The organism is Achromobacter veterisilvae (assembly GCF_900496975.1).
GTDB classification, from domain to species: Bacteria; Pseudomonadota; Gammaproteobacteria; order Burkholderiales; family Burkholderiaceae_B; genus Achromobacter; species Achromobacter veterisilvae.
Genome location: NZ_UFQC01000003.1, coordinates 50,742 through 72,145 on the forward strand (window position 1 = coordinate 50,742; position 21,404 = coordinate 72,145).

Consider the following 21,404-nt stretch of genomic DNA (forward strand, 5'->3'; position numbering starts at 1 on the left):
ATGCCGCGTTTTGACCGCAACGAGCTACTGGACAAGTTCCGCGCCATGGTGCGCGCGCGCACGCCCATCGTGGGCGGCGGCGCGGGCACGGGCCTGTCGGCCAAGTGCGAGGAAGCGGGCGGCATCGACCTGATCGTGATCTACAACTCCGGCCGCTACCGCATGGCGGGCCGCGGTTCGCTGGCCGGCCTGCTGGCCTACGGCAACGCCAACGAGATCGTGGTGGACATGGGCCGCGAAGTCCTGCCGGTGGTGAAGAAGACCCCGGTGCTGGCCGGCGTGAACGGCACCGATCCGTTCTGCGATTTCGACGTGTTCCTGGACGACCTGAAGCGCCAGGGCTTTGCCGGCGTGCAGAACTTCCCGACCGTGGGCCTCATCGACGGCACCTTCCGCGCCAACCTGGAAGAGACCGGCATGGGCTACGCGCTGGAAGTGGACATGATCCGCCTGGCGCACAAGAAGGGCATGCTGACCACGCCCTACGTGTTCAACGAGGACGACGCCGCGGCCATGGCCCGCGCCGGCGCGGACATCATCGTCGCCCACATGGGCCTGACCACCGGCGGCTCGATCGGCGCCGAGACCGCGCTGACGCTGGACGACTGCGTGGCCGCCATCGACCGCATCGCCGAGGCCGCGCTGGCCGTGCGCCCGGACGTCATCGTGCTGTGCCACGGCGGCCCCATCGCCACGCCCGAGGACGCCGCGCACGTGCTGCGCGCCTGCAGGCACTGCCACGGCTTCTACGGCGCCAGCTCGATGGAGCGCCTGCCCACCGAGCAGGCCCTGACCGCGGCCACCCGAGAGTTCAAGAACCTGACCTTCTGAATCCCTTTTCCGCCATTTTCCCTTTCCAGGGCCGCGCGCCCGCAGGAGTCCGTATGCCGCACACCGTACACGTCAGCGCCATCGTCCACGCCCCGCTTCAAGCGGTCTGGGCTCGGTTCCGGGACTTCGACGGCCTGGCCGGCTGGCATCCCGGCATCGCGCAGAGCCGGCTGGAAGAGGGCGGGCGGCACGACGCCGTGGGGTCGGTGCGGCACCTGACGCTCAAGCCTTCCGGCTTCGTCCGCGAACGCCTGCTGATGCTGGACGATCCCGGCACGGCGCTGCGCTATTCCATCATCGAGACCGACCTGCCCATGCGCGACTACGTCGCCGGCGTGTCGCTGCATCCCATCACCGAAAGCGGCCACACGCTGGTGCAATGGTGGGCGGATTTTCGCGTCGAGGGCGCGGAACTGAGCGAGGTGGCGGACGCGGTGGGCAAGGGCGTGTTTGCTGCCGGCCTGGCTGCGTTGGATGAGAAGTTGCGGATGTCGGGTGTCTGATATCGTGGGTGTCAGACACGGTGCGTGGGGGTGTCAGACACCCGGAGGCACCGAGGCAAGACGGCGTGCGTCTCGTACGGGTGTCTGACACGGGTGTATGTGGGGGGCAGACACGGTGCATGGGGGTGTCAGACACCCGGGAGGCGCCGAGGCAAGATGGCGTGCGTCTCGTACGGGTGTCTGACACGGGTGCACGTGGGGGGCAGACACGGTACATGGAAAAGGTGTCTGACACCCGTACGAGATGGCCTCGCAGACTGGCGTCCGTCTTCCCGGGTGTCAGACACCCACTTTCAATCAACGACCGCCCCTAGCTCTTCTGGCGCCCGCCCGCAACCCGCTTGCAGCCCGCCGGCAGTTCCGCCGTGCGCAGATAGTCCCGGATCGCGGCGATCAGCGCCTCGGCGGCCGGGCTCAAGGGATACTCCTTGTGCCGGATGATGCAGACCGTGCGCACGACGGTCGGGCGCGCCAATAGCGCATAGGCGAGCCCGGGCTCCAGCACCCGCTGGGCGGCCAGCGCCGGCAGCAGCGCCACGCCCAGCCCCGCCTTCACCAGCGCCGCCTGCGAGGTGGTGCTGGAAGCTTCGTAGAAGGGCGCTGCGGCTTCGATCGGGAGGTCCGCCCGGGCGCGCAGCAGCGCCATGATGCCGGTTTCGTCCACCACCCCCACCAGTTTGTGTCCGGCCAGCTCGGACCAGCGCATCGTGCCGTCGCGCGCGGCGCGCAGGCTGGCGTCGTCTTCCCGGTACAGCACGCCGAAGCGGTCTTCCAGCAGGGCGTCGAACTGTAGCCCCGGCGCGTCCGCCCAGCGGCTGGTCAGGCCGAAGTCCACTTCGCGCGCCGCGACCTTGCGCTGGATGCGGCCGGAGTTGTCGTCGCCGAGGTACAGGCGCACCCCGGGATACTGGGCGGCGTAGGCCGCGGCGGCGGGCGCGATGATCTGCGTGATGGCCGACGGCGCCGCCGCCACGCCCACGCGCCCGCGTTCCAGCGCGCCGAAGCGCACCACGTCCTCGATCGCGCCGTCGAAGTCCGCCAGCAGGCGCATCACGCGGGGCAGGAACTCCTCGCCCGCGGCCGTCAGCAATACGCGCCGGCTGGTGCGCGCGAACAGTTGGGTGGCCAGCGCTTCTTCAAGCTGCCGGACCAGGCCGGTCACCGACGACTGCGTCTGGAACAGGCGCTTGGCCGCATGCGTGAAGCTGGATTCCTGCGCCACCGCGACGAAGGCGGTCAGGTGCTTGAGGGTGACGTGCTTGGGCAGGCGATTCATTTCAAATCACGATAGATGGATCAACAAAAACGATTTTCCCAGATTGATCCGGCCGACGATACTACGCCCTTTCGGCATCCAGCGGCCCCGGCGCAACGTTCCGGGGCCCGATCAAGGCGGAAGGACATGGACACTCTGGACCTCATCATCGAAGGCGGCTGGGTCATCGACGGCCTGGGCGGCCCGCGGCGGCGCGCCGACGTGGGCGTGGCGGGCGAGCGCATCGCCGCCATCGGCGACCTGGCGGGCGTGGCGGCCGGGCGGCGCGTGGATGCCCGGGGCAAAATCGTGGCCCCCGGCTTCATCGACGTGCACGGCCACGACGATCTGATGTTCGTGGAACGGCCCGGCCTGGAATGGAAGACCAGCCAGGGCATTACCTCGGTCGTGGTGGGCAATTGCGGCGTCAGCGGCGCGCCCGCGCCGCTGCCCGGCAATACCGCCGCGGCGCTGGCCCTGCTGGGGGAAACGCCCCTGTTCGCCGATATGGACGCCTATTTCGACGCGCTGCGCGGCCAGCGGCCCATGATCAACGTGGCGGCGCTGGTGGGGCATGCCAACCTGCGCCTGGCCACCATGCGCGATCCGGCCGCCCAGCCCACGGCCCAGGAGCAGGACGCCATGCAGCGCATGCTGGACGACGCCCTGGCCGCGGGCGCGGTGGGGTTCAGCACCGGCCTGGCGTACCAGCCGGGCGGGGCGGCCCGGCCGCCGGAGCTGGAAGGGCTGGCGCGCGTGGCGGCGGCGCGCGGCGCGATGCACACCAGCCATATCCGCAACGAAGGCGACGAAGTCGAGGCCGCGGTCGACGAAGTGCTGTCCGTCGGCCGCAATACTGGCTGCGCGACCGTGCTGTCGCACCACAAATGCATGTTGCCGCGCAACTGGGGCAAGAGCCGCGCCACGCTGGCCAATATCGACCGCGCCCGCGGCGAGGGCGTGGACGTTGCGCTGGACATCTACCCGTACCCGGGCAGTTCCACCATCCTGATCCCGGAGCGCGCCGAGACCATCGACGATATCCGCATCACCTGGTCCACGCCGCATCCCGAATGCGGCGGCGAATACCTGAGCGACATCGCCGCGCGCTGGGGCTGCGACAAGACCACGGCGGCGCGCCGCCTGTGTCCCGCGGGCGCCATCTATTTCGCCATGGACGAGGCCGAGGTCCAGCGGATTTTCCAGCACGAGCGCTGCATGGTCGGCTCGGACGGGCTGCCCAACGACGCGCATCCGCATCCCCGCCTGTGGGGCAGCTTCACGCGCGTGCTGGGCCGCTACGTGCGCGAAGCCCAGTTGATGACGCTGGAGGCGGCGGTCGCCAAGATGACCGCCTTGCCGGCGCGCGTGTTCGGCCTGTCCGGACGAGGCCGGCTCGTGGAGGGCGCCTGGGCGGACATCGTGGTGTTCGACGCCGACACGGTCGAGGACCGCGCCACCTGGGAAGCGCCGACCCTGGCGTCGGCCGGCGTGGAGCACGTGCTGGTCAACGGCAGCCAGGTCCACCCGGCCGCCGCGGGCATGCCGCGCCCCGGCAAGATCCTGCGGCGCGAAACGATGGCGTCCGGCGCCGCCCGATAAAACATACCCCATCCCTACAGGAGACAAACACCATGATGCGCAAAACCTGCATCGCCCTGGCGCTGGCCGCCGTGCTGCCCGCCGCACAGGCGGCCTTTCCCGACCATCCCATCACCCTGATCGTGCCGTTCCCCGCGGGCGGCCCGACCGACATCGTCGGCCGGCTGGCCGCGGCGAAGGCCGGCGAGATCCTGGGCCAGCAGATCGTGGTCGAGAACCGCACGGGCGCTTCGGGCACGATCGGCATGACGGCCACGGCCCGCGCCAAGCCCGACGGCTACACCGTGGGGCTGGCCACCGTCAGCACGCACGGCACGGCGCCGCACCTGTTTCCCAACCTGGCCTACGATCCGGTCAAGGATTTCACGCCTGTCAGCAACCTGGTCACCAGCCCCAACATCCTGAGCGTGAATCCGCAGTTCCCCGCCAGGAATCTGGCCGATTTCGTGGAGCACGTGCGCGCCAATCCGAACAAGGACGGCTACGCCAACGCGGGCGCGGGCGGCGTGAACGACCTGGGCATGATCTGGTTCCTGCAGATCATCGGCGGCAAGATGAACAGCATTTCGTACCGGGGCTCGGCGCCCGCGCTGACCGACACGGTGGGCGGCGTGGTGCCGGTGATCTTCGACAACTTCCCGTCTTCGCTGCCCTACCTGAAGAGCAATCACCTGCGCGCCCTGGCGATCACCGGCACCGAGCGCAACCCGCGCCTGCCGGATGTGCCGACGTTCGCCGAGCAGGGCTACAAGGACTACGACGTGACGGCGTGGTACGGCGTGGTGGGTCCGGCGGGCCTGCCGGCCGATGTACGCGACAAGCTGGCCCAGGCCTTCGCCCAGGCGGTGCGCGATCCGGCGACCGCGGCCAAGATGGAGGAGACCGGCGCGTTTCCGCTGGGCAACACGCCCGCCGAATTCGGCGAGCAGATCCGCGCCGAGCGCGACCGCTGGAAGACGGTGATCGACCGCGCGCAGATCAAGCTGCAGTGACGCCGCGCGCTCAGTACACGTCGCGCCGGTAGCGGCCGTCGCGCTGCATGACCTGCAGCCGCGCGTCGCCCAGGATGTCCTGCAGGGCGGCGTCCACGCCGCCGGCCATGCCCTGGAGGCTGCCGCAGACGTAGATGGCGGCGCCATCGTCCACCCAGGCGCGCACGGCGTCGGCCTGTTCGCGCAAGCGGTGCTGCACGTAGCGGCGCTCGGCCTGGTCGCGCGAGAAGACCGCGTCCACGCGTTCCAGGGTGCCGTCGCCGCGCCAGGCGGCGATGTCTTCTCGGCAGAACCAGTCGTGCGCCGCGTTGCGCTCGCCGAAGACCAGCCAGTTGCGCCGGTGGCCGGCGGCGCGGCGCGCCTTGATCAGGGCGCGCAGGCCGGCCAGGCCCGTGCCGTTGCCCACCAGGATCAGCGGGCGGGCGTCGGCCGGCGCGTGGAAATTGCGGTTGACGCGCACGCGCAGGTCTATCGGGTCGCCGGGCTGGGCGATGTGGGTCAGCCAGCCGCTGCCCACGCCCAGGGCGCCGTCCGCGCCGAGCATCTGGCGCACCAGCAATTGGATGGCGCCGTCCTCGGGCAGCGAGGCGATGGAGTATTCGCGGTGGGCGTGCAGCGGGCCGCCGGCTTCGCGCCGCGGGCCGATCTCGGCGATGTCGCCGGCCTGCCAGGCGCCGTCCGCGCCGGCCGGCGGCGTCAGCGTCAGGAGGTAGCAGGGGCCGCCCTGGCTGCCCGGATTGAGCCGCTCGCGGGAGGCCAGGCGCCAGGACTGGTACGCGGGGGCCTGCCAATCGGGCAGGTCGCTGCGTCCGGCCAGCAGCCCCAGGTGATGCTGCCAGTGCCGCAAGGCGGCCGGATCGCCGTTGTCGACCTCCACCAGGTCGAACAGCGGCGCGGCGCCCTGGGCGTGCAGCCATTCGTCCAGGCGATGGCCGAAGCCGCAGAACTGCGCGTATTCGCTGTCGCCCAGCGCCAGCACCGCGTATTGCGCGCCGCCCAGCGCGGGCGCGCCCGGCAGCATCTGGTCGGCGAAGGCCGCGGCGGCGTCGGGCGGATCGCCTTCGCCATAGGTGCTGACCACGAACAGCATGCGGCGATAGCCGGCCAGGCGCGCCGCGTCCAGTTGGTCGAACGCGGCGACGCGCACCGTCAGTCCGCCCGCGCGCAGAGATTCGGCGGTCTGCGCCGCCAGCGACTCGGCGTAGCCCGTCTGGGTCGCGTAGGCGACCAGCAAGGTGTCTTCGGGAATGGGGGCGTCCAGCGCCTGCTGCGCCAGCGCGTGCTGCGTTTCCTGGCGCATGGCGCCGCGCCGCGCCCACAGGCACAGCAGCAGCCACAGCCCCACCACGCACGCCGCCGCGATCAGCCGGGTTGGAGCCATGGTTTCAGCGGGGGAAGGCCCGCGCCTCGAACGCCGGGGTGGCGACGGCGCGGTAGGCCTCGGGTTCGCGCAGGATGAAGAGCGCGGCCAGATCGTGGCGGCGGGCATAGGCCGGCCCGTCGTCCGGGCCCAGCACCGTCAGCGCCGTCGCCAGCGCGTCGGCCTGCATGCAGCCCGGATGCAGCACGGTGACCGAGGCGAGGTTGTTGCGCACCGGCAGGCCGCTGCGCGGATCGATGGTGTGGGCGTAGCGTTCGGCGCCGCTGCCCGCGTGGCGCCGGTAATCGCCCGAGGTGGCGATACTGCATGCTTCCAGCGGCAGCGCCAGCGCATGGCCGTCGCTGGCGTCGGGCACTTCGACGGCGACGCGCCAGGGCTGGCCGTCGGGCCGCCTGCCGCGCGCGCGCAGTTCGCCGCCCACTTCCACCAGGTAGTCCGCGATGCCCAGCGCGTCGAGCGCCATCGCGGCGCGGTCCACGCCGTAGCCCTTTGCGATGGAGGACAGGTCCAGATAGATGCCGCCTTCCTGCCACGCCACCCGCCTGCCGGCGTCGAGCCGCAAGCGGCGCCAGCCGCAGCGCTCGCGCGCGGCCTCGATGGCGGCGGGCGAGGGCGGCTCGAACGCGCGCTGGTGCGGGCCGAAGCCCCAGGCGTTCACCAGCGGGCCGACGGTGGGGTCGTAGGCGCCACCGGTATCCTCTGCCAGCGCCAGCGCGTGGCCCAGCACGTGGAAGAATGCGGCGGGAAGCGTTTGCCAGCCGGGGCCGGCCCGGTTGTAGCGCGTGATGTCGGAGTCCGCTTCCCAGGTGCTCATCTGGGCGACCACTTCGTCCAGCGCGGCCTGGATGGCCTGCCGCGCGGCCGCTTCCGCGCGCCCGGCGGGCAGGGCCATGCGCGCCGACCAGGTGGTGCCCATGGTGGCGCCGGCCAGCGCCGCCGGCCGGGCCGGCATGGCGCCATAGGCGACGCGGGGCGCGGGAACTGCCGCGCCCCGCGGGGCGTACGAAGGGGGATTCGCCATCCGGCCGGGAGCGGCTCAGGGTTGCAGCACTTCGACCGTGCCCGCGTAGGACAGGCGGCGCTTTTTGGCCTGCGGCACGCTGACCTTGGCGTCTTCCATGCCGGCTTCGATCCAGTACAGGCCGGGTTGCGGCCACTTCACCGAGAACTTGCCGTCCTTGTCGGTCTTCAGCTTGATTTCGCCGACCTTGTCGCGATAGCGGCTGCCGCCGGGCACGACGTTGACTTCCAGCTCGGCGGCGGGCTTGCCGTCCAGCAGCATCTGGAAGGTGGCGGGCTCGTCGGTGAACAGGTCGTTCGGGTGGGTGACGGGGGCCAGTTCCAGGCCGCGGCCGACCGGCTTGACGGCCGTCGGCTTGCCGGCGGTCACGAAAGTCTCGACGCGGCCCAGGCTCTGCGAAATTTCCAGTTCGTCGGCCTTGGCGGGCACGGCCTGCGCCAGGCCTTCGGCCTTGCCGAAGTAGCGCTTGTTCTTGCCGTCTTCCTTCCAGCGCGCGAACACGCCGTCGTTGACCACGGCCACGCGGTAGGTGCCGCTCTGCTTGAGCTGCAGGTCGAAGGTGCTGCGCAGCTTGCCGCGGTTGAGGTTTTCGGCTTCGGCGGGATTGCCGTCCGGCGCCGTCACGGCCAGGCCGTCCAGGCGCAGCGGGGCGTGGTTGAAATAGAACTTGTCGTTGCCGACGGCGGCGTCGACCGTGACCCAGCTATCGGTGCCGGACAGCACCGTCGAGGACGGCACGATCCAGACGTCATGCGCGTGGGCGGCAAAGGGCAGGCAAAGCGCCAGGGCGGCGGCCAGTTTGGCGGCGGATTTCATCGTTGCGCTCCTTGAGGGCATCAGGGTTTCAGGTCGAGCGCGATGGCGCCCAGTTCGTGTTCGCCGCGGGCGGTCAATTGCTCGGCCTTCTGCGGCGGCCATTGGAAGGGGATGCGCAGCAGCTCGCGGCCGCCGACTTCGCGCGCCGCCTCCACCACCACGGCGTACTGGCCGGGCTTGAGCTGCGACAGGGGCTTGCTGGCCGCGTCGAAGCTCAGCGCGTGCTTGCCCACGGGCTTGGTCGCGCCGCTCACGCCGTCCACCGGGAACTGCTGGTTGCGGCCGCTGCGGCGCCACCATTGGCGCATGTCCTTGAGCCACTCGGTGCCTTCGTTGTTCTTCTTGGCCACGTCGTACCAGACCGCCAGGTCGGCGGCGACGCTCTGGTCGGGGTTCTCGATCCAGATCGCCACGTAGGGGCGGTGGTATTCCGCGACGTCCAGGCGCGGCACCTCGATGGACAGGCCGATGTCGGCCGCGTGGGCCGTTCGGGCGATCAGGCCGGCCAGCAGGGCCGACAACAATAGCTTGCGCATGGAGGTCTCCAGGGCGGATCGATGGAATCAGTGAATGAAGAGCAGGGCCAGCACGACCGGGATCACGACGCCGAGCCCGACCATCGGCCAGGTCGCGCTGCGATTGCCCGCGTGCATCTTCAGCAGCACCAGCCCGGTCAGCGAAAAGACCAGACAGGCGGCGGCGAAGATGTCCAGGAACCAGCTCCAGGCCAGGCCGGTGTTGCGGCCCTTGTGCAGATCGTTCAGGTACGAGATCCAGCCGCGGTCGGTGCGTTCGTATTCGACGTCGCCGCTGGCCAGGTCGATGGACAGCCAGGCGTCGCCGCCGGCGCGCGGCAGCGACAGGTAGATCTCGTCGGGGGACCATTCGGCCGCCCTGCCGGCGGAAGCGGCGTCCAGCGTGTCGTCCAGCCAGCGCGCCACGGCGGCGGGCAGCGGCGCCTTTTTCTGCGCGGGCGGCGGGGACAATTGCGCCAGCTCGGCGGCGGGCAACTGGACCTGGCGGCTGGTCACCACCGCCTTGGCCTCGATGTGCGAGGCGTTGTTCAGGGTCAGCCCCGTCACCGCGAACAGCAGCATCCCCAACAGGCACAGCGCCGAACTGATCCAGTGCCATTGGTGCAGCGTCTTGAGCCAGTAGGCCCGGCGGCGAGGGGTGGGTTGACTGTCCATTGAGTATCGGGTGAAAGCCCGCGGATTCTAACATTTAATGAGAATGACTCTTATAAATGCCGCCGCCGGGCGCACAAGGAAATTTCAATCCATTTCGGGGCCGTTCCCCGGGGCGGGGCCAGGCCGGCGTGGCGCGCGCGGGCCGGCGGCGATAAGATAGGCCACCCGTTACAAACACCGGAGGTCGTCATGCTCGAACAGCAAGTCGCGGATCGCATCGGTCGTCATTGGGGGTGGGTGGCATTGCGCGGCGTCGTCGCCATCCTGTTCGGCCTCATGGCCATGTTCATGCCAGCCATCACGTTGTCCGCCCTGGTGCTGGTGTGGGGCGCCTTCGCGCTGGCCGATGGCGTGCTGGCGCTGGTCGCCGGCGTGCGCATCCGGGACGGCGGCAAGCCGCTGTGGGCGCTCATCGTCGTGGGCCTGCTGGGGATCGCGGCCGGCATCGTCACTTTTCTCTGGCCGGGCCTGACGGCCCTGATCCTGCTCTACATCATCGCGATCTGGGCGCTGGTGTCGGGCGTGTTCCAGATCATCGCCGCCATCCGCTTCCGCAAGGAAATCCGCAACGAATGGCTGCTCGGCCTGTCGGGGCTGGTGTCCGTGCTGTTCGGCGGCATGCTCATCATGCAGCCCGGCGCGGGCGCGCTGGCGCTGGTCTGGGTCATCGGCATCTACGCCGTGTTCTTCGGCATACTGCTGCTGGTCTTTTCCTTCCGCCTGAGGCAGCACAACGCGGCCTAGTACCCGATGTCCGTCTATCAAACCCTGATTCCCCTGAACTTCCTGGCCGTGGGCCTGGGCGCCATGTTCGGCGCCTGGGCCCGCTGGCTGGTCGGCCTGTGGCTGAATGTGGAGGCCTGGCCCTGGGGCACCTTCGCGGTGAACCTGGCCGGCGGCTACCTGGTGGGGCTGGTGCTGGCGCTCGTGGCCGGGCATCCCGAGTGGCCGGCCTGGGTGCGGCTGGGCGCGGTCACGGGCTTTTTGGGCGGCTTGACCACGTTTTCGACGTTCTCGGCGGAAACGGTGTCCATGCTGGAGCGCGGCGCCTATGGCTCGGCGCTGAGCTACGCCGGCTTCAGCCTGGCGGGTTCGCTCGCGCTGACGGCGGCGGGCCTGGCCACCGCCAGCCTGCTGCGCTAGCCGCCGGCGGGCAGCCAGGTGGGTTGGCCGGACGTGTCGTGGGCCTGCATGTTCATGCGGTATTCATAGCGGTCGGGCCGGTACAGGGCATGCAGCCATTCGACCGGACGGTCCGAGTCATCGCGCACGACGCGGTGCAGGCTGAGCAGGGCCGAACCCACCGGCACGTCGAGCAGCTCGGCGACGCCGGGCTCGGCAAGCACCGCCGAAATCGATTGCTCGGCACGCGCCACCCGCAAGCCCAGGTCGCGGAAAATGGCCAGCAGCGGCTTCGATCCGAGGTCTTTGCGGTGTATGCGCCGGCCGATGTCGCCGGGCACGAAGGTGGTCAGGTGCGAGAAGGGCTGGCCCTCGTGGCTGCGCACCCGCACCGCGCGCTGCACCGGCGCGCCGGCAGCCACTTCGAGGCGCGCCGCCACCAGCGGGGGCGCCGGCGCGGTATCGAGTTCCAGCAGGCGCACCTGGGTGTGCATGCCCATGCGGGCGAGGTGGGCCATCAGGGAATCGATGTCGGAACCGTTCTGCGGGGCCGACAACTGCGCCTGGCCGGCGGCATAGGTGCCGCGCCCCTGGCGGCGCTGGATCAGGCCGTCGGATTCCAGCAGATCGAGCGAACGCCGTATCGTCAGGCGCGACACGCCGTATTCGGCCGCCAGGGCGTTTTCGCCCGGCATGGCCGTGTCCTCGGCGAATCCGCCCGCCTGCAAGCGTTGCTTCAGCAGCAGATACACCTTGTGATAAAGAGGCAGCGGGCTTTCGGACACGGCGGGGGCTCCAGTCAGGGGAAAAATCAATCGACCGTGGCGCCGGTGAACTTGACGGTCTCGGCGTAGCGTTCGATGTCTTTGCGCACGAAGGCATCCAGTTCCTGCGGGCTGCTGCTGACCGCGCTGGCGGCTTCGCGCTCGAGCAATTGGCGGAACTCGGGCGTATCGACCGCCTTGCGCGCCGCGGCGTTGAGCGCCGCGAGCGTCTTGGGCGGCAGCCTGGCCGGACCGAACAGGGCGAACCACGCATTGGATTCGAAGCCCGCGATGGTATCGCCTATGGGCGGCACGCCGGGAAACTGGGGCAGCGCCTGCGGGCTGGTGACACCCAGCGCCCGCAGCGCGCCGCTCTTGATATGCGGCAGGGCATTGAGCGAACTGGCGAACATCATGTCCACCTGGCCGCCCAGCAGGTCGGTGATGGCGGGGGCCGTGCCCTTGTACGGCACGTTCAGGATGTCCAGGCCGGCCATCATCTTCATGCGCTCGCCGGCCATGTGCAACGACGAACCGATGGCGCCCAGCGCCATGGTGTACTTGCCGGGGCTGGCCTTCACCGCCGACACGAACTCCGGCATGGACCGGGCGGGGAAGTCCTTGCGCACGACCAGCACGCTGGGCACGTTGGCCAGCATGCTGATGGGCGTGAAATCGCGCACCGGGTCGAACGGCAGGCTGCGGTACAGGGAGGCGTTGATGGAAAAGCTGGTGAACGTGACCAGCAGGGTGCTGCCGTCGGCCTTGCTCTTGGCCACGTAGTCGGCGGCGATGTTGCCACCGGCGCCCGGCTTGTTCTCGACCAGCACGGTGCGGGAGAGGTCCTGCGATATGTGCTGGGCGATGCTGCGCGCCACGGTATCGGTGGTGCCGCCCGGCGGCGCGCCCACGACCAGCTTGATGGCGTCACTCTGCGCCAGGGCGGGGGCCAGCGGCAATGCCAGCGCGCCCCACAGCGCGAAGCCCGCGCCGATGCGATGCAGTCCCTGCATGATTTGTCTCCTGATATGTTGTATTGATGACAATACAAGTATATTGAGGCCGGCCCCTGGACGCCAGGTCTTCCGGACGGGACGCTAGCGCGAGGGATGCTCGAGCGCCGCCTGCGCCTTGGCGTATTCCACGACGGCGATGTCGCGAAAGGCCTGGATCAGCGCCAGCCGCGGCGACACGCGCGACCAGATCAGGCCGAAGCGGCGGGGTTCGCAGTGGGCCGGCAGCGGCAGCGTCAGCAGGCCCAGGCGTTCAATCGCGCCGTTGGTCGAGCGGGGCAGGATGGCGACGCCGAGGTCCCGGCTCACCATGACCGCGATCGACTCGATCGCGTTCAGTTCGAAGCGTTCGCGCGGCGTGATGCCGGCGCGCCGCAGATAGTCTTCGACGTGGCGCCCGCTCCAGTCGTTGCGCTGGTAGCGGATGAACGGCTCCGCGGTCAGCAGGTTGTGCGGATGCCGGCCCGCGTGGCGCGGAGCCGCCGCCAGCACATAGGGTTCCTCGCGCAGCAACTGCCAGCCCAGGCTCTTGGACAGGGGATAGGGCGCCTCCAGCGCGATGGCGGCGTCGAGTTCGCCGCTTTCGATGGCGGGATAGAAGCGCGCCGAGTGTCCGGGCTGGATTTCCACGCTGATCAGCGGATGGCGCCTGACCAGGTGTTCCAGGATGGCCGGCACCATGGAGTTCAGCGCCGTGTTGCCGGCGCCCAGCCGAAGCTCGCCCATCATTTCATCGGACCTGGCCAGATAGCGGATCTTTTCGATGCGCTCCAGCACCTCGCGCATCGGTCCGATCAGTTCGATTGCCTTGGCGGTCAGGTGCACCGTGCGGCCGGCGCGGGCGACCAGCGGCACCCCGAGTTCCTGTTCCAGCTTGCGCACCTGCTGCGCGACGGCGCCATGCGTGAGTCCGAGGCGGCGGGCGGCCTCGGCCATGGAGCCGTGCTGGGCGACGGCGGCCAGCGTGCGCAGGAAGTCGGTGTTCATGATGATAGATATTCTATCTTCTTATCGTATCCCGGCTTTCCCCTGACGCGATCCGGCGGGATCACAATGCGTTCAGGAGACATCAATGAGAAGCAAGCTTTTTGTGCCGGCATCGCGCCCGGAATTATTCGAGAAGGCCTTCGCCAGCCAGGCGGATGCGCTGTCCTTCGATTTGGAGGACGCCGTCGCGCCGGCACGCAAGCAAGCCGCGCGGGAAGGCCTGGCGGAGTGGCTTGCGTCGCCGGCCTTTGCCGCCGCGCAAGCCCGACATCACAAGAAAATTATCGTGCGCGTGAACGCGGCCGATACCCCGTACTTTGTGGGCGACCTGGCCGCGCTGGGCCGCCTGCCCGTCGATGTGCTGAACCTGCCCAAGGTCGAGAGCGCCGCCGCGCTGCACGCCGCCGCCGTCCAGGCCATCGCGGCCGGCTTCCAGGGCGAGTTCCTGGTCACCGTGGAAACGCCGCTGGCGCTGGCCCGCGCGCCGGAACTGGCGGGCGCGCACCCGCGCGTGGCGGGCCTGCAATTGGGGCTGGCCGACCTGTTCGAGCCGCTGGGCATCGACCGCTACCAGCCCGAGACCCTGCGCGCCGTGATGCTGGCCTTGCGGCTGGGCGCAGGCTGCGCCGGCAAGTACGCCATGGATGCCGCCTATGCCCGGGTGCGCGACGCCGAGGGGTTTCGCGCCGAAGCGCAACTGGCGCGGTCCTTGGGCTTCCTGGGCAAATCCTGCGTGCATCCCGGTCAGATCGCCATCGCCAACGAGGTATTCGGTTTCAGCGCCGAAGAGGTCGAGGCGGCGCAGCGGATCGTGGCCGCCAGCCGCGAACAGGACGGGGTGGGCGCATTCCTGCTGGACGGGAAGATGATCGATGCGCCTTTCGTGCGCCGCGCGCAGGACGTGTTGCTGGCCGCGGGCCGGCCCGCCTGAACCGGGTCGATGCCGAGCGCGGCGCGGCCCAACGTTATTTTCGAGTGATAGTTACGATGGAACATGGAATTCCCGCTCAGCTTCCGCTGGAAGGCATCAAGGTCCTGGACCTGAGCGCCTACATCGCGGGCCCGTACGGCTGCACCTTGCTGGGCGACATGGGCGCGGACGTGATCAAGGTCGAACCCCCCGAGGGCGACAATCTGCGCAAGTATCCGTCGACCCTGGCCGCCGAGAGCCGCGCTTTCCTGGGCATCAACCGCAACAAGCGCGGCCTGTGCCTGAACCTGAAGGAAGCGGCCGGCTACGAAGTCCTGGTCAGGCTGGTGCGCGAGGCCGACGTGCTGGTCCACAATTTCAGGCCGGGCGTGCCGGAACGCCTGCGGATCGACTTCGCCACGCTCTCGCGGATCAATCCGCGCCTGGTCTATTGCGCGATGACGGGCTACGGCGCGGCCGGCCCCATGGCCGGCCATGCCGGCTACGACCAGGTGCTGCAATCCATGACGGGCATGTGCGCCTCGCAGGCCAAGCCCGGCGGCCCGCCGGAAGTGCTGTATGGGTCGGTGGTGGACTATTACGGCGCCTCGCTGATCTCCAACAGTGTCTCGGCCGCGCTCTACAGGCGCGAGAAGACGGGGCGGGGGCAGGCCGTCGAGGTATCGCTGCTGGGCAGCGCGCTGGCCATGCAGTCGGCCCGCCTGGTCTGGGCCGAGGGCGAGCCCCGCCGCGTCGAGCGCGACATGCGTTCAGGCGGCATCACCGGCATCCACCCCACCCGGGAAGGCCATCTCTACCTGTCCGCCAACACGCCGCATTTCTGGCGCGCATTGTGCGGCCATCTGGACCTGCCCGGCCTGGCCGACGACCCCGACTACGACACGGTGAAAAAGCGCGCGGAGCAGGCGGCGGTGCTGGTGCCGCTGGTGCGCCAGGCGCTGGCGCGCGCCTCGGCGCGCGAGTGGGCCGAACGTTTCGGCCAGAGCGTGCCCTGCGCGGAGGTCAGGCCGGTCGAGGACATGTTCGAGCATCCGCAGGTGGAAGCCATGGGGTTCATCAAACCGTATCGCAACGAAAACGCCGGCGGCTACCTGGGCCTGGCGCAATGGGCGCATTTCGGCCCGGCGGCGGCGGACCCGGCGCCCGGCGGCGCGGCCCTGGGCCGCGGCGCGCCGGGGAAGGGCGAACACAGCCGGAACATACTGTCCACCCTTGGGTACACCTCGGATGAAGTGGAGCAATTGATGTTGTCCGCCGTGGTGCAATAGGCATCGACAACGATGACAAGAATCGCCCGGAATCGGGCGAGGAGACAAGAATCATGAGTCAAGCGCAGCGCTACCTCCGCCGCCCCGACGGATCGAACTGGGGCGATTTCGGGCATGACGACCAGCTCGGGACGCTCAATCACCTGGACAGCCCTGCGCGGCTGGCTGCCGCCGCCGAAATCCGGACCGGGCTTTCGTTTTCGCTCAGCCTGCCGCTGACCGTGCCGCGGGCCCCCGTGCTCAATCCGCGCCGCAAGGGGCCGGTGATCCAGCCGGCCGAGAAGAACGGCGTGCCCGTGTACCGGTATCCGCTCGCGCGCGATGTGCCGGGCGCCACCGACGTCATCAGCGACGACCGCGTCACGCTCTCGCCCCAGTACTCCACGCAGTGGGATGCGCTGGGCCACGTCGGCTCGATGTACGACGCGCACGGCACCGGGCAGGCGCAGCCCGTGGGCTACAACGGCTTCGCGGTCAGCGAGCCCCGGGCCGAGGGCTTTGCCGGCACGCGCGACCTGTCCATCGAGCCGATGGCGCGCCACGGCATCCAGGGGCGGGGCGTGATGGTGGATCTGCGCGCCCGCTTTGGCGACGCGCGCCGCAAGGTCTCCTATGGCGACCTGATGGACGTCATGCGCGCCGACGGCGTGCAGGTCCGGCCGGGCGACGTGCTGTGCCTGCACACCGGGCTGGCGGACCTGGCGCTGACCCTGGGCGACGGCGAACAGGAACGGCTCATGACGAGTTGCTGCGTGCTGGATGGCGCCGACGCGGAACTGCTGGCCTGGATCAAGGACAGCCGCATCGCCGCCATCGCCGCGGACAACCACGCCGTGGAACTGCGCAACCATAGCCTGGACGCCGGCAGCGGGCCGCTCTTGCCCTTGCACGAACAATGCCTTTTCAAGCTGGGCTTGCCGCTGGGCGAGCTCTGGCACCTGACCCCGCTGGCGCGATGGCTGCGCCAGCATGGCCGCCACGCCTTCTTCCTGACCGCCGCGCCCATGTACGTGCCCGGTCTGGTGGGCGCGCCGGTCAACCCCATCGCGACCGTCTGACCCCGCCGGGCAGATCGCGCCGCGATCCATGAGTACTTCAACATCCCCCTAGGGGAGGCACGAGGAGCACAGATGAAGAACATCCGTCACACGGCATTGGCCGCATTGCGTCCGCTGGCCGCCGCCGCCGGCCTGGCCGGCGCGTTGGGCGCGGCCCATGCCGCCGGTTATCCCGATCAGCCCATCACCGTGGTGGTGCCGTATTCCGCCGGAGGCGGTGCCGACAACGCCGCGCGCATCATCGCGCAGGGCATGGGCGAAGTCGCCGGCCAGAGCGTGGTGATCGAGAACAAGGGCGGCGCCAGCGGCTCCATCGGCGCGGCCTTCGTGGCGCGCGCGAAACCCGACGGCTACACGGTGCTCTATGACGCCTCGGCCTTCTCCATCAATCCGGTGCTGCGCAAATTGCCCTACGACGCGAAGAAGGATTTCGTGCCGGTCTCGCAGGCCGTCAGCGTGCCGAACATCCTGGTGGCGGCGCCCGCCTCGGCCTTCAACAATCTGCCCGATTTCATCAAGGCCGCGCGTGCCCATCCCGGCAAGTACACCTTTGCGTCGTACGGGCCCGGCAGCCTGGCGCAGATGGCCGCCGAACTGCTCAAGAAGGACACGAGCGTGGACGTGGTGCACGTTCCCTACAAGGGCGGCGCGCCGGCCATCGTGGATGTCATGGGCGGGCAGGTCGATGTCTATTTCGCCAATGCCGCGTCCAGCCTGAACTACGTCAGCGGCGGCAAGCTGAAGGCGCTGGCGGTGTCTTCGGCCAAGCGCATGCCGGAACTGCCGGACGTGGCCACCGTGGGCGAAAGCGGCGTCAAGGACTTCGACGTGGTCGAGTGGAACGGCTTCTTCCTGCCGGCCGGCGCCGATCCCGAGGTGGTGGCCAAGCTGCAGGACCTGGTGCAGAAGGCGCTGGCGCGCCCCGAGACCCGCGACAAGCTCGCCAAGCTGGGGCTGACCCCGGTGGGCAGCAGCGCCGCGGACTTCGCCAGGTTCGTCGACGCGGAGCAGGTCCGCTGGGCGGAAGTCGTGAAAGCCAATAACATCACGGTGAATTGATCCACGCGGGAGAGCGGGCCCCCGCCCGTTCCCCGCGTCCCCAGGAACCGAGGAGGGATTCATCAGATGAGCCGGGAAGACGATTTCGAGCGCGGCCTGGCGAACCGCCGCGCGGTGCTGGGCGATGCGTGGGTGCAGCGTTCGCTGGAGCGCGCCACCACGTTCACCGCCGACTACCAGAACCTCATCACGCGCTACGCCTGGCACGACATCTGGAGCCGCCCGGGCCTGCCGCACAAGGCGCGGCGCATGATGGTGCTGGCGGTGACCCTGTCGCTGGGCCGCTGGGAAGAGTTCGAACTGCACGTGCGCGCAGCGCTGACGGCGCCGGACGCGTCGCGCCTGACGCCGGACGAGCTCAAGGAAGTGCTGCTGCAGAACGCCATTTACGCCGGCGTGCCGGCCGCCAACACGGCCTTCAACCTGGCCCAGAATATCCTGCGCGAGGTGGCCGCGCAGATCGGCTACGACCTGGCGGCGGCGGACCCGCGCCAGGCCGATCTGTTCGGCGGCGGCCCGGCCTGAGCCGCCTGCGCGCGGGTTTGCGGACGGCGGCGGGCGCGGATGCCCGCCCTTGCCGCGTCAGTCCGCGCGGGGATTCAGCACGCGCGCGGCCTGCAGGCCGCTGCGCACCGCGCCTTCCAGCACGCCGGGGTAGCCCGTGTCGGTCCAGTCGCCGGCAAGCGCCAGCGTGGGCCAGGGCGTGGAATTCAGCGGACGGGTCAGGCCCGGCACCGCCGCGAAGGTCGCGCGCTTTTCGATGAACAGTTCCGCCGCCGCCACTTCCGGCATGGAAGGCAGGCGCGCGGGATGGCGCGAGGCCTGTTCGGCCACCTGGTCGATCAGCGCCTCGATGGTCTGCTGGCGGTTGCGGTCCGCGATGCCGGTGGCGACGCTGGCCACCACGGCCAGTTCGCCCGCCTTGGTGTCGCCGGCCAGTTGCGCGCGGTCGAACACCCATTGGCCCACGTGGCCCCGGGCGGACTCCTCGCGCAGCATCATCATGGGCTCGGGCAGGCGCCAGGGCTCCGCCAGGCGCAGGTTGAGCGTGGCGATGGGCAGGTAGTCGAAGGCCTTCAATGCCCCCAGCAGGCCCGTGGCGCCGGCTTCGCGCAGCGGCGCGTCCAGCAGCCGGGCCGCGAAGGCCGGGGGCACCGCCAGCACCGCCGCGTCGAAGCGTTCCTGGTTGATGTCGATGCCTTCGGCCGACGGGCGTATCTGGCGCACCGTGTTGCCGTAGCGCATGGTGACCTGGCGGGCGGCGGCGTCCGGCCACAGCGCCGACAGGTCGGTGCAGGGCAGCAGCAGGTCGCTGTCCTCGCGGCTGCCCGCCAGGCTGTCGCGCAGCACGCGGGCGAACAGCGCGGCGCTGGCGGTGGCCAGCGGCGTATTCAGCGCGGCCAGGCACAGCGGTTCCCAGAGCTGCCGGACCAGCGCGTCCGATTGCCCGTGATAGTGCAGCAGATGCTGCACGGTCCAGCCGCGCGGCGGCGTCCAGGACATGGCCTTCAGCCCGCGCATGAGGCGCAGGGTGGCCAGGCGGTCGGCCCAGGACAGGCCGCGGGCGCGCAGGATGGCGACGGCCATGTGCAGCGGCGCGGGCAGGCGCGGGGCGGACAGGTGGAAGCGGCCGTCCAGGCTGGCCAGCCGCAGCGGGCGGCGCATCAGCAGGGCGTCCGGGTTGCGGCCCACCCGGCGCATCAGCGCCAGCGTGTGCGTGTAGGCGCCCGACAGCAGGTGCTGGCCGTTGTCCAGCGGCGAGTCGAATTCGGTGTGGAAGACGCGCCGGGCGCGCCCGCCGGGCGTATGGCCGGCTTCGAACACCGTGACCTTGGCGCCCGCTTCGCGCAGGGCGACGCTGGCCGCCAGGCCGGCCCAGCCCGCGCCGACGACCGCGGCCTTCACCGCGTCAACCGGCGGACGAGTCCGCGTCCGCCGCCCACCCAGGTCTTCCAGGCCAGCCACAGCTTGCGCAGGGGCGTGAGCGAGATCCGCTGGTGCAGCACCTGCCAGTCGTCGCGCTCGATCTCATCGAGCAGCGCGTGATAGATGGCGGCCATCATCAGGCCGGGCCGCTGCGAACGGCGGTCGGCCTCGGGCAGATTGCTCATCGCTTCGCGGTACAGGCCGCGGGCGCGGTCGGCCTGGAACTTCATCAGCGCGCTGAAGCGGTCGGAGTATTCGCCGTTCAGGATGTCCGAGGCCTTGACCTCGAACTGCTGCATGTCGTTGACGGGCAGGTAGATGCGGCCGCGGCGGGCGTCGTCGCCCACGTCGCGGATGATGTTCGTCATCTGGAACGCCAAGCCGAGCTTCTCCGCGTAGACCAGGGTCTTGGGGTCGGAGTAGCCGAAGACGCCGGCGGACAGCTCGCCCACCACGCCCGCCGCGTGCCAGCAATACTTGCGCAGGCCGGGCCAGTCCAGGTAGCGGGTCTGGTCCAGGTCCATTTCCATGCCGTCGACCACGGCCTGCAGGCGTTCGCGCGTGATCGAACAGCTTTCGAGGTGCGGCTGCAGGGCGCGCGTCACGGGATGGTCCGGCTTGCCGTCGTACATCTGGTCGATCTGCGTGCGCCACCAGGCCAGCTTGACGCGGGCCAGCGACGGGTCGGTGCATTCGTCCACGACGTCGTCGACCTCCCGGCAATAGGCATACAGCGCCGTGATGGCGCGCCGGCGTTCGGGCGGCAGGAACAGGAAGGCGTAGTAGAAGCTGGAACCGCTTTTGGCGGCTTTTTCCTGGCAGTATTCGTCAGGGGTCATATCAGGTAATTGCGCGCCACAACATGATGGCCCAGTCTTTGGCGCCCAATTCGGGGCGATTCATGAATACATCGTAGCCGCTCGCCTCGATACGCTCCAGCACGCGCAGCCCGCCTTGCACCACCAGGCGCAGCTCCAGGCCCATGCGGCCCGGCAGGCGGCGCGCCAGCGGAGCGCCGAAGTGTAGCAGCGCCCGGGCGCGCTCGACCTCGAACGCCATCAGGTCGCGCCACGCGGGCGTCAGCCGGCAGGCGGCCAGGTCCTCGTCGGTCACGCCGTGGCGGCGCAGGTCTTCCTGCGGCAGGTAGACGCGGTGCTTGTGCCAGTCCACCCGCACGTCCTGCCAGAAGTTCACCAACTGCAGGCCGGTGCAGATGGCGTCGGCCTCGCTCACGTTCTGGGGGTTGGTGGCTTCGAACAGATGCAGCATCAGCCGGCCGACCGGATTGGCGGAGCGGGTGCAGTAATCGGCCAGGGTGTCGTAGTCTTCGTAGCGCTTGACGCCGATGTCCTGCTCGAAGGCGGACAGCAGGTCGTAGAAGGGCGTGATCGGCAACTGGTGGCGGGCGATCGTGGCCGCCAGCGGCACGAAGATGCCGGCCAGCTCGGGCGAGCCGGGCTCGGGCGTCGTGCCGGGCTCGGCGCCGATGCGGTGCAGTTCGGCGCGGAAGGCGGCCAACTGGCTCAGCCGTTCCTCGTCGGTGGCGCTGCCTTCGTCGGCGATGTCGTCCGCGGCGCGGGCGAACCGGTAGATATCGGTCACGGCGCGGCGCAGCCTGCGCGGCAGCAGCAGCGAGGCGACGGGGAAGTTCTCGTAGTGATCGATGGACATAAAGCGGCTGCGCG

General features: G+C 69.8%; 23 protein-coding genes. 11 read left to right on the top strand and 12 right to left on the bottom strand.

Features of this window, described 5'->3' with window-relative positions:
- Positions 1–831, top strand: coding sequence for a phosphoenolpyruvate hydrolase family protein (locus AVE30378_RS03270; RefSeq protein ID WP_129239340.1), 831 nt, complete (start codon positions 1–3; stop codon positions 829–831).
- A 53-nt stretch (positions 832–884) separates the two neighbouring features.
- Positions 885–1,334: an SRPBCC family protein gene (locus AVE30378_RS03275; protein ID WP_129239341.1), complete on the top strand. Its 450-nt coding sequence runs from the start codon at positions 885–887 to the stop codon at positions 1,332–1,334.
- Between the two features lie 310 nt (positions 1,335–1,644).
- Here the strand turns inward: AVE30378_RS03275 and AVE30378_RS03280 are convergent, their stop codons facing one another.
- Entirely contained in the window at positions 1,645–2,610 is a 966-nt protein-coding gene (locus tag AVE30378_RS03280) for a LysR family transcriptional regulator (RefSeq protein ID WP_129239342.1), read from the bottom strand.
- Positions 2,611–2,736: 126 nt separating this feature from the next.
- Between AVE30378_RS03280 and AVE30378_RS03285 the strand changes: the two genes are divergently transcribed.
- Complete coding sequence (locus tag AVE30378_RS03285; RefSeq protein WP_129239343.1) at positions 2,737–4,191, top strand: N-acyl-D-amino-acid deacylase family protein; 1,455 nt, start codon at positions 2,737–2,739, stop codon at positions 4,189–4,191.
- A gap of 32 nt (positions 4,192–4,223) precedes the next feature.
- On the top strand, positions 4,224–5,183 hold the full coding sequence (locus AVE30378_RS03290; protein WP_165360066.1) for a tripartite tricarboxylate transporter substrate binding protein BugE: 960 nt from the start codon (positions 4,224–4,226) through the stop codon (positions 5,181–5,183).
- A gap of 10 nt (positions 5,184–5,193) precedes the next feature.
- Here the strand turns inward: AVE30378_RS03290 and AVE30378_RS03295 are convergent, their stop codons facing one another.
- From AVE30378_RS03295 to AVE30378_RS03315, 5 genes are read right to left on the bottom strand one after another with little or no spacing between them, the layout of a single operon-like run.
- Positions 5,194–6,564, bottom strand: coding sequence for a sulfite reductase subunit alpha (locus AVE30378_RS03295; protein WP_129239344.1), 1,371 nt, complete (start codon positions 6,562–6,564; stop codon positions 5,194–5,196).
- Positions 6,565–6,568: 4 nt separating this feature from the next.
- Positions 6,569–7,585 (bottom strand): FAD:protein FMN transferase, encoded by a 1,017-nt coding sequence (locus tag AVE30378_RS03300; RefSeq protein ID WP_129239345.1) that lies wholly within the window; start codon positions 7,583–7,585, stop codon positions 6,569–6,571.
- A gap of 15 nt (positions 7,586–7,600) precedes the next feature.
- The gene (locus AVE30378_RS03305) at positions 7,601–8,401 is read right to left on the bottom strand and encodes a DUF4198 domain-containing protein (protein WP_129239346.1); all 801 of its coding nucleotides are present in this window, start codon (positions 8,399–8,401) and stop codon (positions 7,601–7,603) included.
- 20 nt (positions 8,402–8,421) lie between these two features.
- Complete coding sequence (locus AVE30378_RS03310) at positions 8,422–8,937, bottom strand: DUF2271 domain-containing protein (RefSeq protein ID WP_129239347.1); 516 nt, start codon at positions 8,935–8,937, stop codon at positions 8,422–8,424.
- A gap of 27 nt (positions 8,938–8,964) precedes the next feature.
- Positions 8,965–9,591, bottom strand: coding sequence for a PepSY-associated TM helix domain-containing protein (locus tag AVE30378_RS03315; protein ID WP_129239348.1), 627 nt, complete (start codon positions 9,589–9,591; stop codon positions 8,965–8,967).
- Between the two features lie 189 nt (positions 9,592–9,780).
- Here AVE30378_RS03315 and AVE30378_RS03320 point away from each other — a divergent pair, with 189 nt between their 5' ends.
- Positions 9,781–10,335 (top strand): HdeD family acid-resistance protein, encoded by a 555-nt coding sequence (locus tag AVE30378_RS03320; protein ID WP_129239349.1) that lies wholly within the window; start codon positions 9,781–9,783, stop codon positions 10,333–10,335.
- Positions 10,336–10,341: 6 nt separating this feature from the next.
- Positions 10,342–10,734, top strand: a complete 393-nt coding sequence (crcB, locus tag AVE30378_RS03325; protein WP_129239350.1) for a fluoride efflux transporter CrcB — start codon at positions 10,342–10,344, stop codon at positions 10,732–10,734.
- On the opposite strand, the gene AVE30378_RS03330 is transcribed toward crcB, so the two are convergent.
- The 3 genes from AVE30378_RS03330 to AVE30378_RS03340 form a co-directional block, all read right to left on the bottom strand.
- Positions 10,731–11,498 carry a GntR family transcriptional regulator gene (locus AVE30378_RS03330; RefSeq protein ID WP_129239351.1) on the bottom strand — a complete coding sequence of 256 codons (768 nt, stop codon included), beginning with the start codon at positions 11,496–11,498 and terminating at the stop codon, positions 10,731–10,733. The two genes, crcB and AVE30378_RS03330, sit on opposite strands and share 4 nt — an antisense overlap.
- A gap of 26 nt (positions 11,499–11,524) precedes the next feature.
- The gene (locus tag AVE30378_RS03335; protein WP_129239352.1) at positions 11,525–12,490 is read right to left on the bottom strand and encodes a tripartite tricarboxylate transporter substrate binding protein; all 966 of its coding nucleotides are present in this window, start codon (positions 12,488–12,490) and stop codon (positions 11,525–11,527) included.
- Between the two features lie 84 nt (positions 12,491–12,574).
- Positions 12,575–13,477: a LysR family transcriptional regulator gene (locus AVE30378_RS03340; protein ID WP_129239353.1), complete on the bottom strand. Its 903-nt coding sequence runs from the start codon at positions 13,475–13,477 to the stop codon at positions 12,575–12,577.
- 85 nt (positions 13,478–13,562) lie between these two features.
- Here AVE30378_RS03340 and AVE30378_RS03345 point away from each other — a divergent pair, with 85 nt between their 5' ends.
- The 5 genes from AVE30378_RS03345 to AVE30378_RS03365 all read left to right on the top strand — a co-directional run bounded on the left by AVE30378_RS03345 (position 13,563) and on the right by AVE30378_RS03365 (position 18,318).
- On the top strand, positions 13,563–14,408 hold the full coding sequence (locus tag AVE30378_RS03345) for an HpcH/HpaI aldolase/citrate lyase family protein (protein ID WP_129239354.1): 846 nt from the start codon (positions 13,563–13,565) through the stop codon (positions 14,406–14,408).
- A gap of 56 nt (positions 14,409–14,464) precedes the next feature.
- Complete coding sequence (locus AVE30378_RS03350; protein ID WP_129239355.1) at positions 14,465–15,676, top strand: CaiB/BaiF CoA transferase family protein; 1,212 nt, start codon at positions 14,465–14,467, stop codon at positions 15,674–15,676.
- 53 nt (positions 15,677–15,729) lie between these two features.
- Positions 15,730–16,734, top strand: coding sequence for a cyclase family protein (locus tag AVE30378_RS03355; RefSeq protein WP_129239356.1), 1,005 nt, complete (start codon positions 15,730–15,732; stop codon positions 16,732–16,734).
- 72 nt (positions 16,735–16,806) lie between these two features.
- Positions 16,807–17,793: a tripartite tricarboxylate transporter substrate binding protein gene (locus tag AVE30378_RS03360; RefSeq protein WP_129239357.1), complete on the top strand. Its 987-nt coding sequence runs from the start codon at positions 16,807–16,809 to the stop codon at positions 17,791–17,793.
- Positions 17,794–17,859: 66 nt separating this feature from the next.
- Positions 17,860–18,318 (top strand): carboxymuconolactone decarboxylase family protein, encoded by a 459-nt coding sequence (locus AVE30378_RS03365; RefSeq protein ID WP_129239358.1) that lies wholly within the window; start codon positions 17,860–17,862, stop codon positions 18,316–18,318.
- A gap of 57 nt (positions 18,319–18,375) precedes the next feature.
- Here AVE30378_RS03365 and hpnE read toward each other — a convergent pair whose 3' ends face one another.
- Genes hpnE through hpnC form a run of 3 tightly spaced genes read right to left on the bottom strand, consistent with a single transcriptional unit; the run spans position 18,376 to position 21,390 of the window.
- Positions 18,376–19,698 (bottom strand): hydroxysqualene dehydroxylase HpnE, encoded by a 1,323-nt coding sequence (gene hpnE / locus AVE30378_RS03370; protein WP_129239359.1) that lies wholly within the window; start codon positions 19,696–19,698, stop codon positions 18,376–18,378.
- Entirely contained in the window at positions 19,695–20,558 is an 864-nt protein-coding gene (gene hpnD, locus AVE30378_RS03375; RefSeq protein WP_129239360.1) for a presqualene diphosphate synthase HpnD, read from the bottom strand. Before hpnD ends, hpnE begins: the two co-directional genes overlap by 4 nt.
- 1 nt (position 20,559) lies before the next feature.
- A complete protein-coding gene (gene hpnC, locus AVE30378_RS03380) occupies positions 20,560–21,390 on the bottom strand; it encodes a squalene synthase HpnC (RefSeq protein ID WP_129239361.1) in 831 nt (276 codons plus the stop codon).
- Positions 21,391–21,404 lie beyond the last annotated feature (14 nt).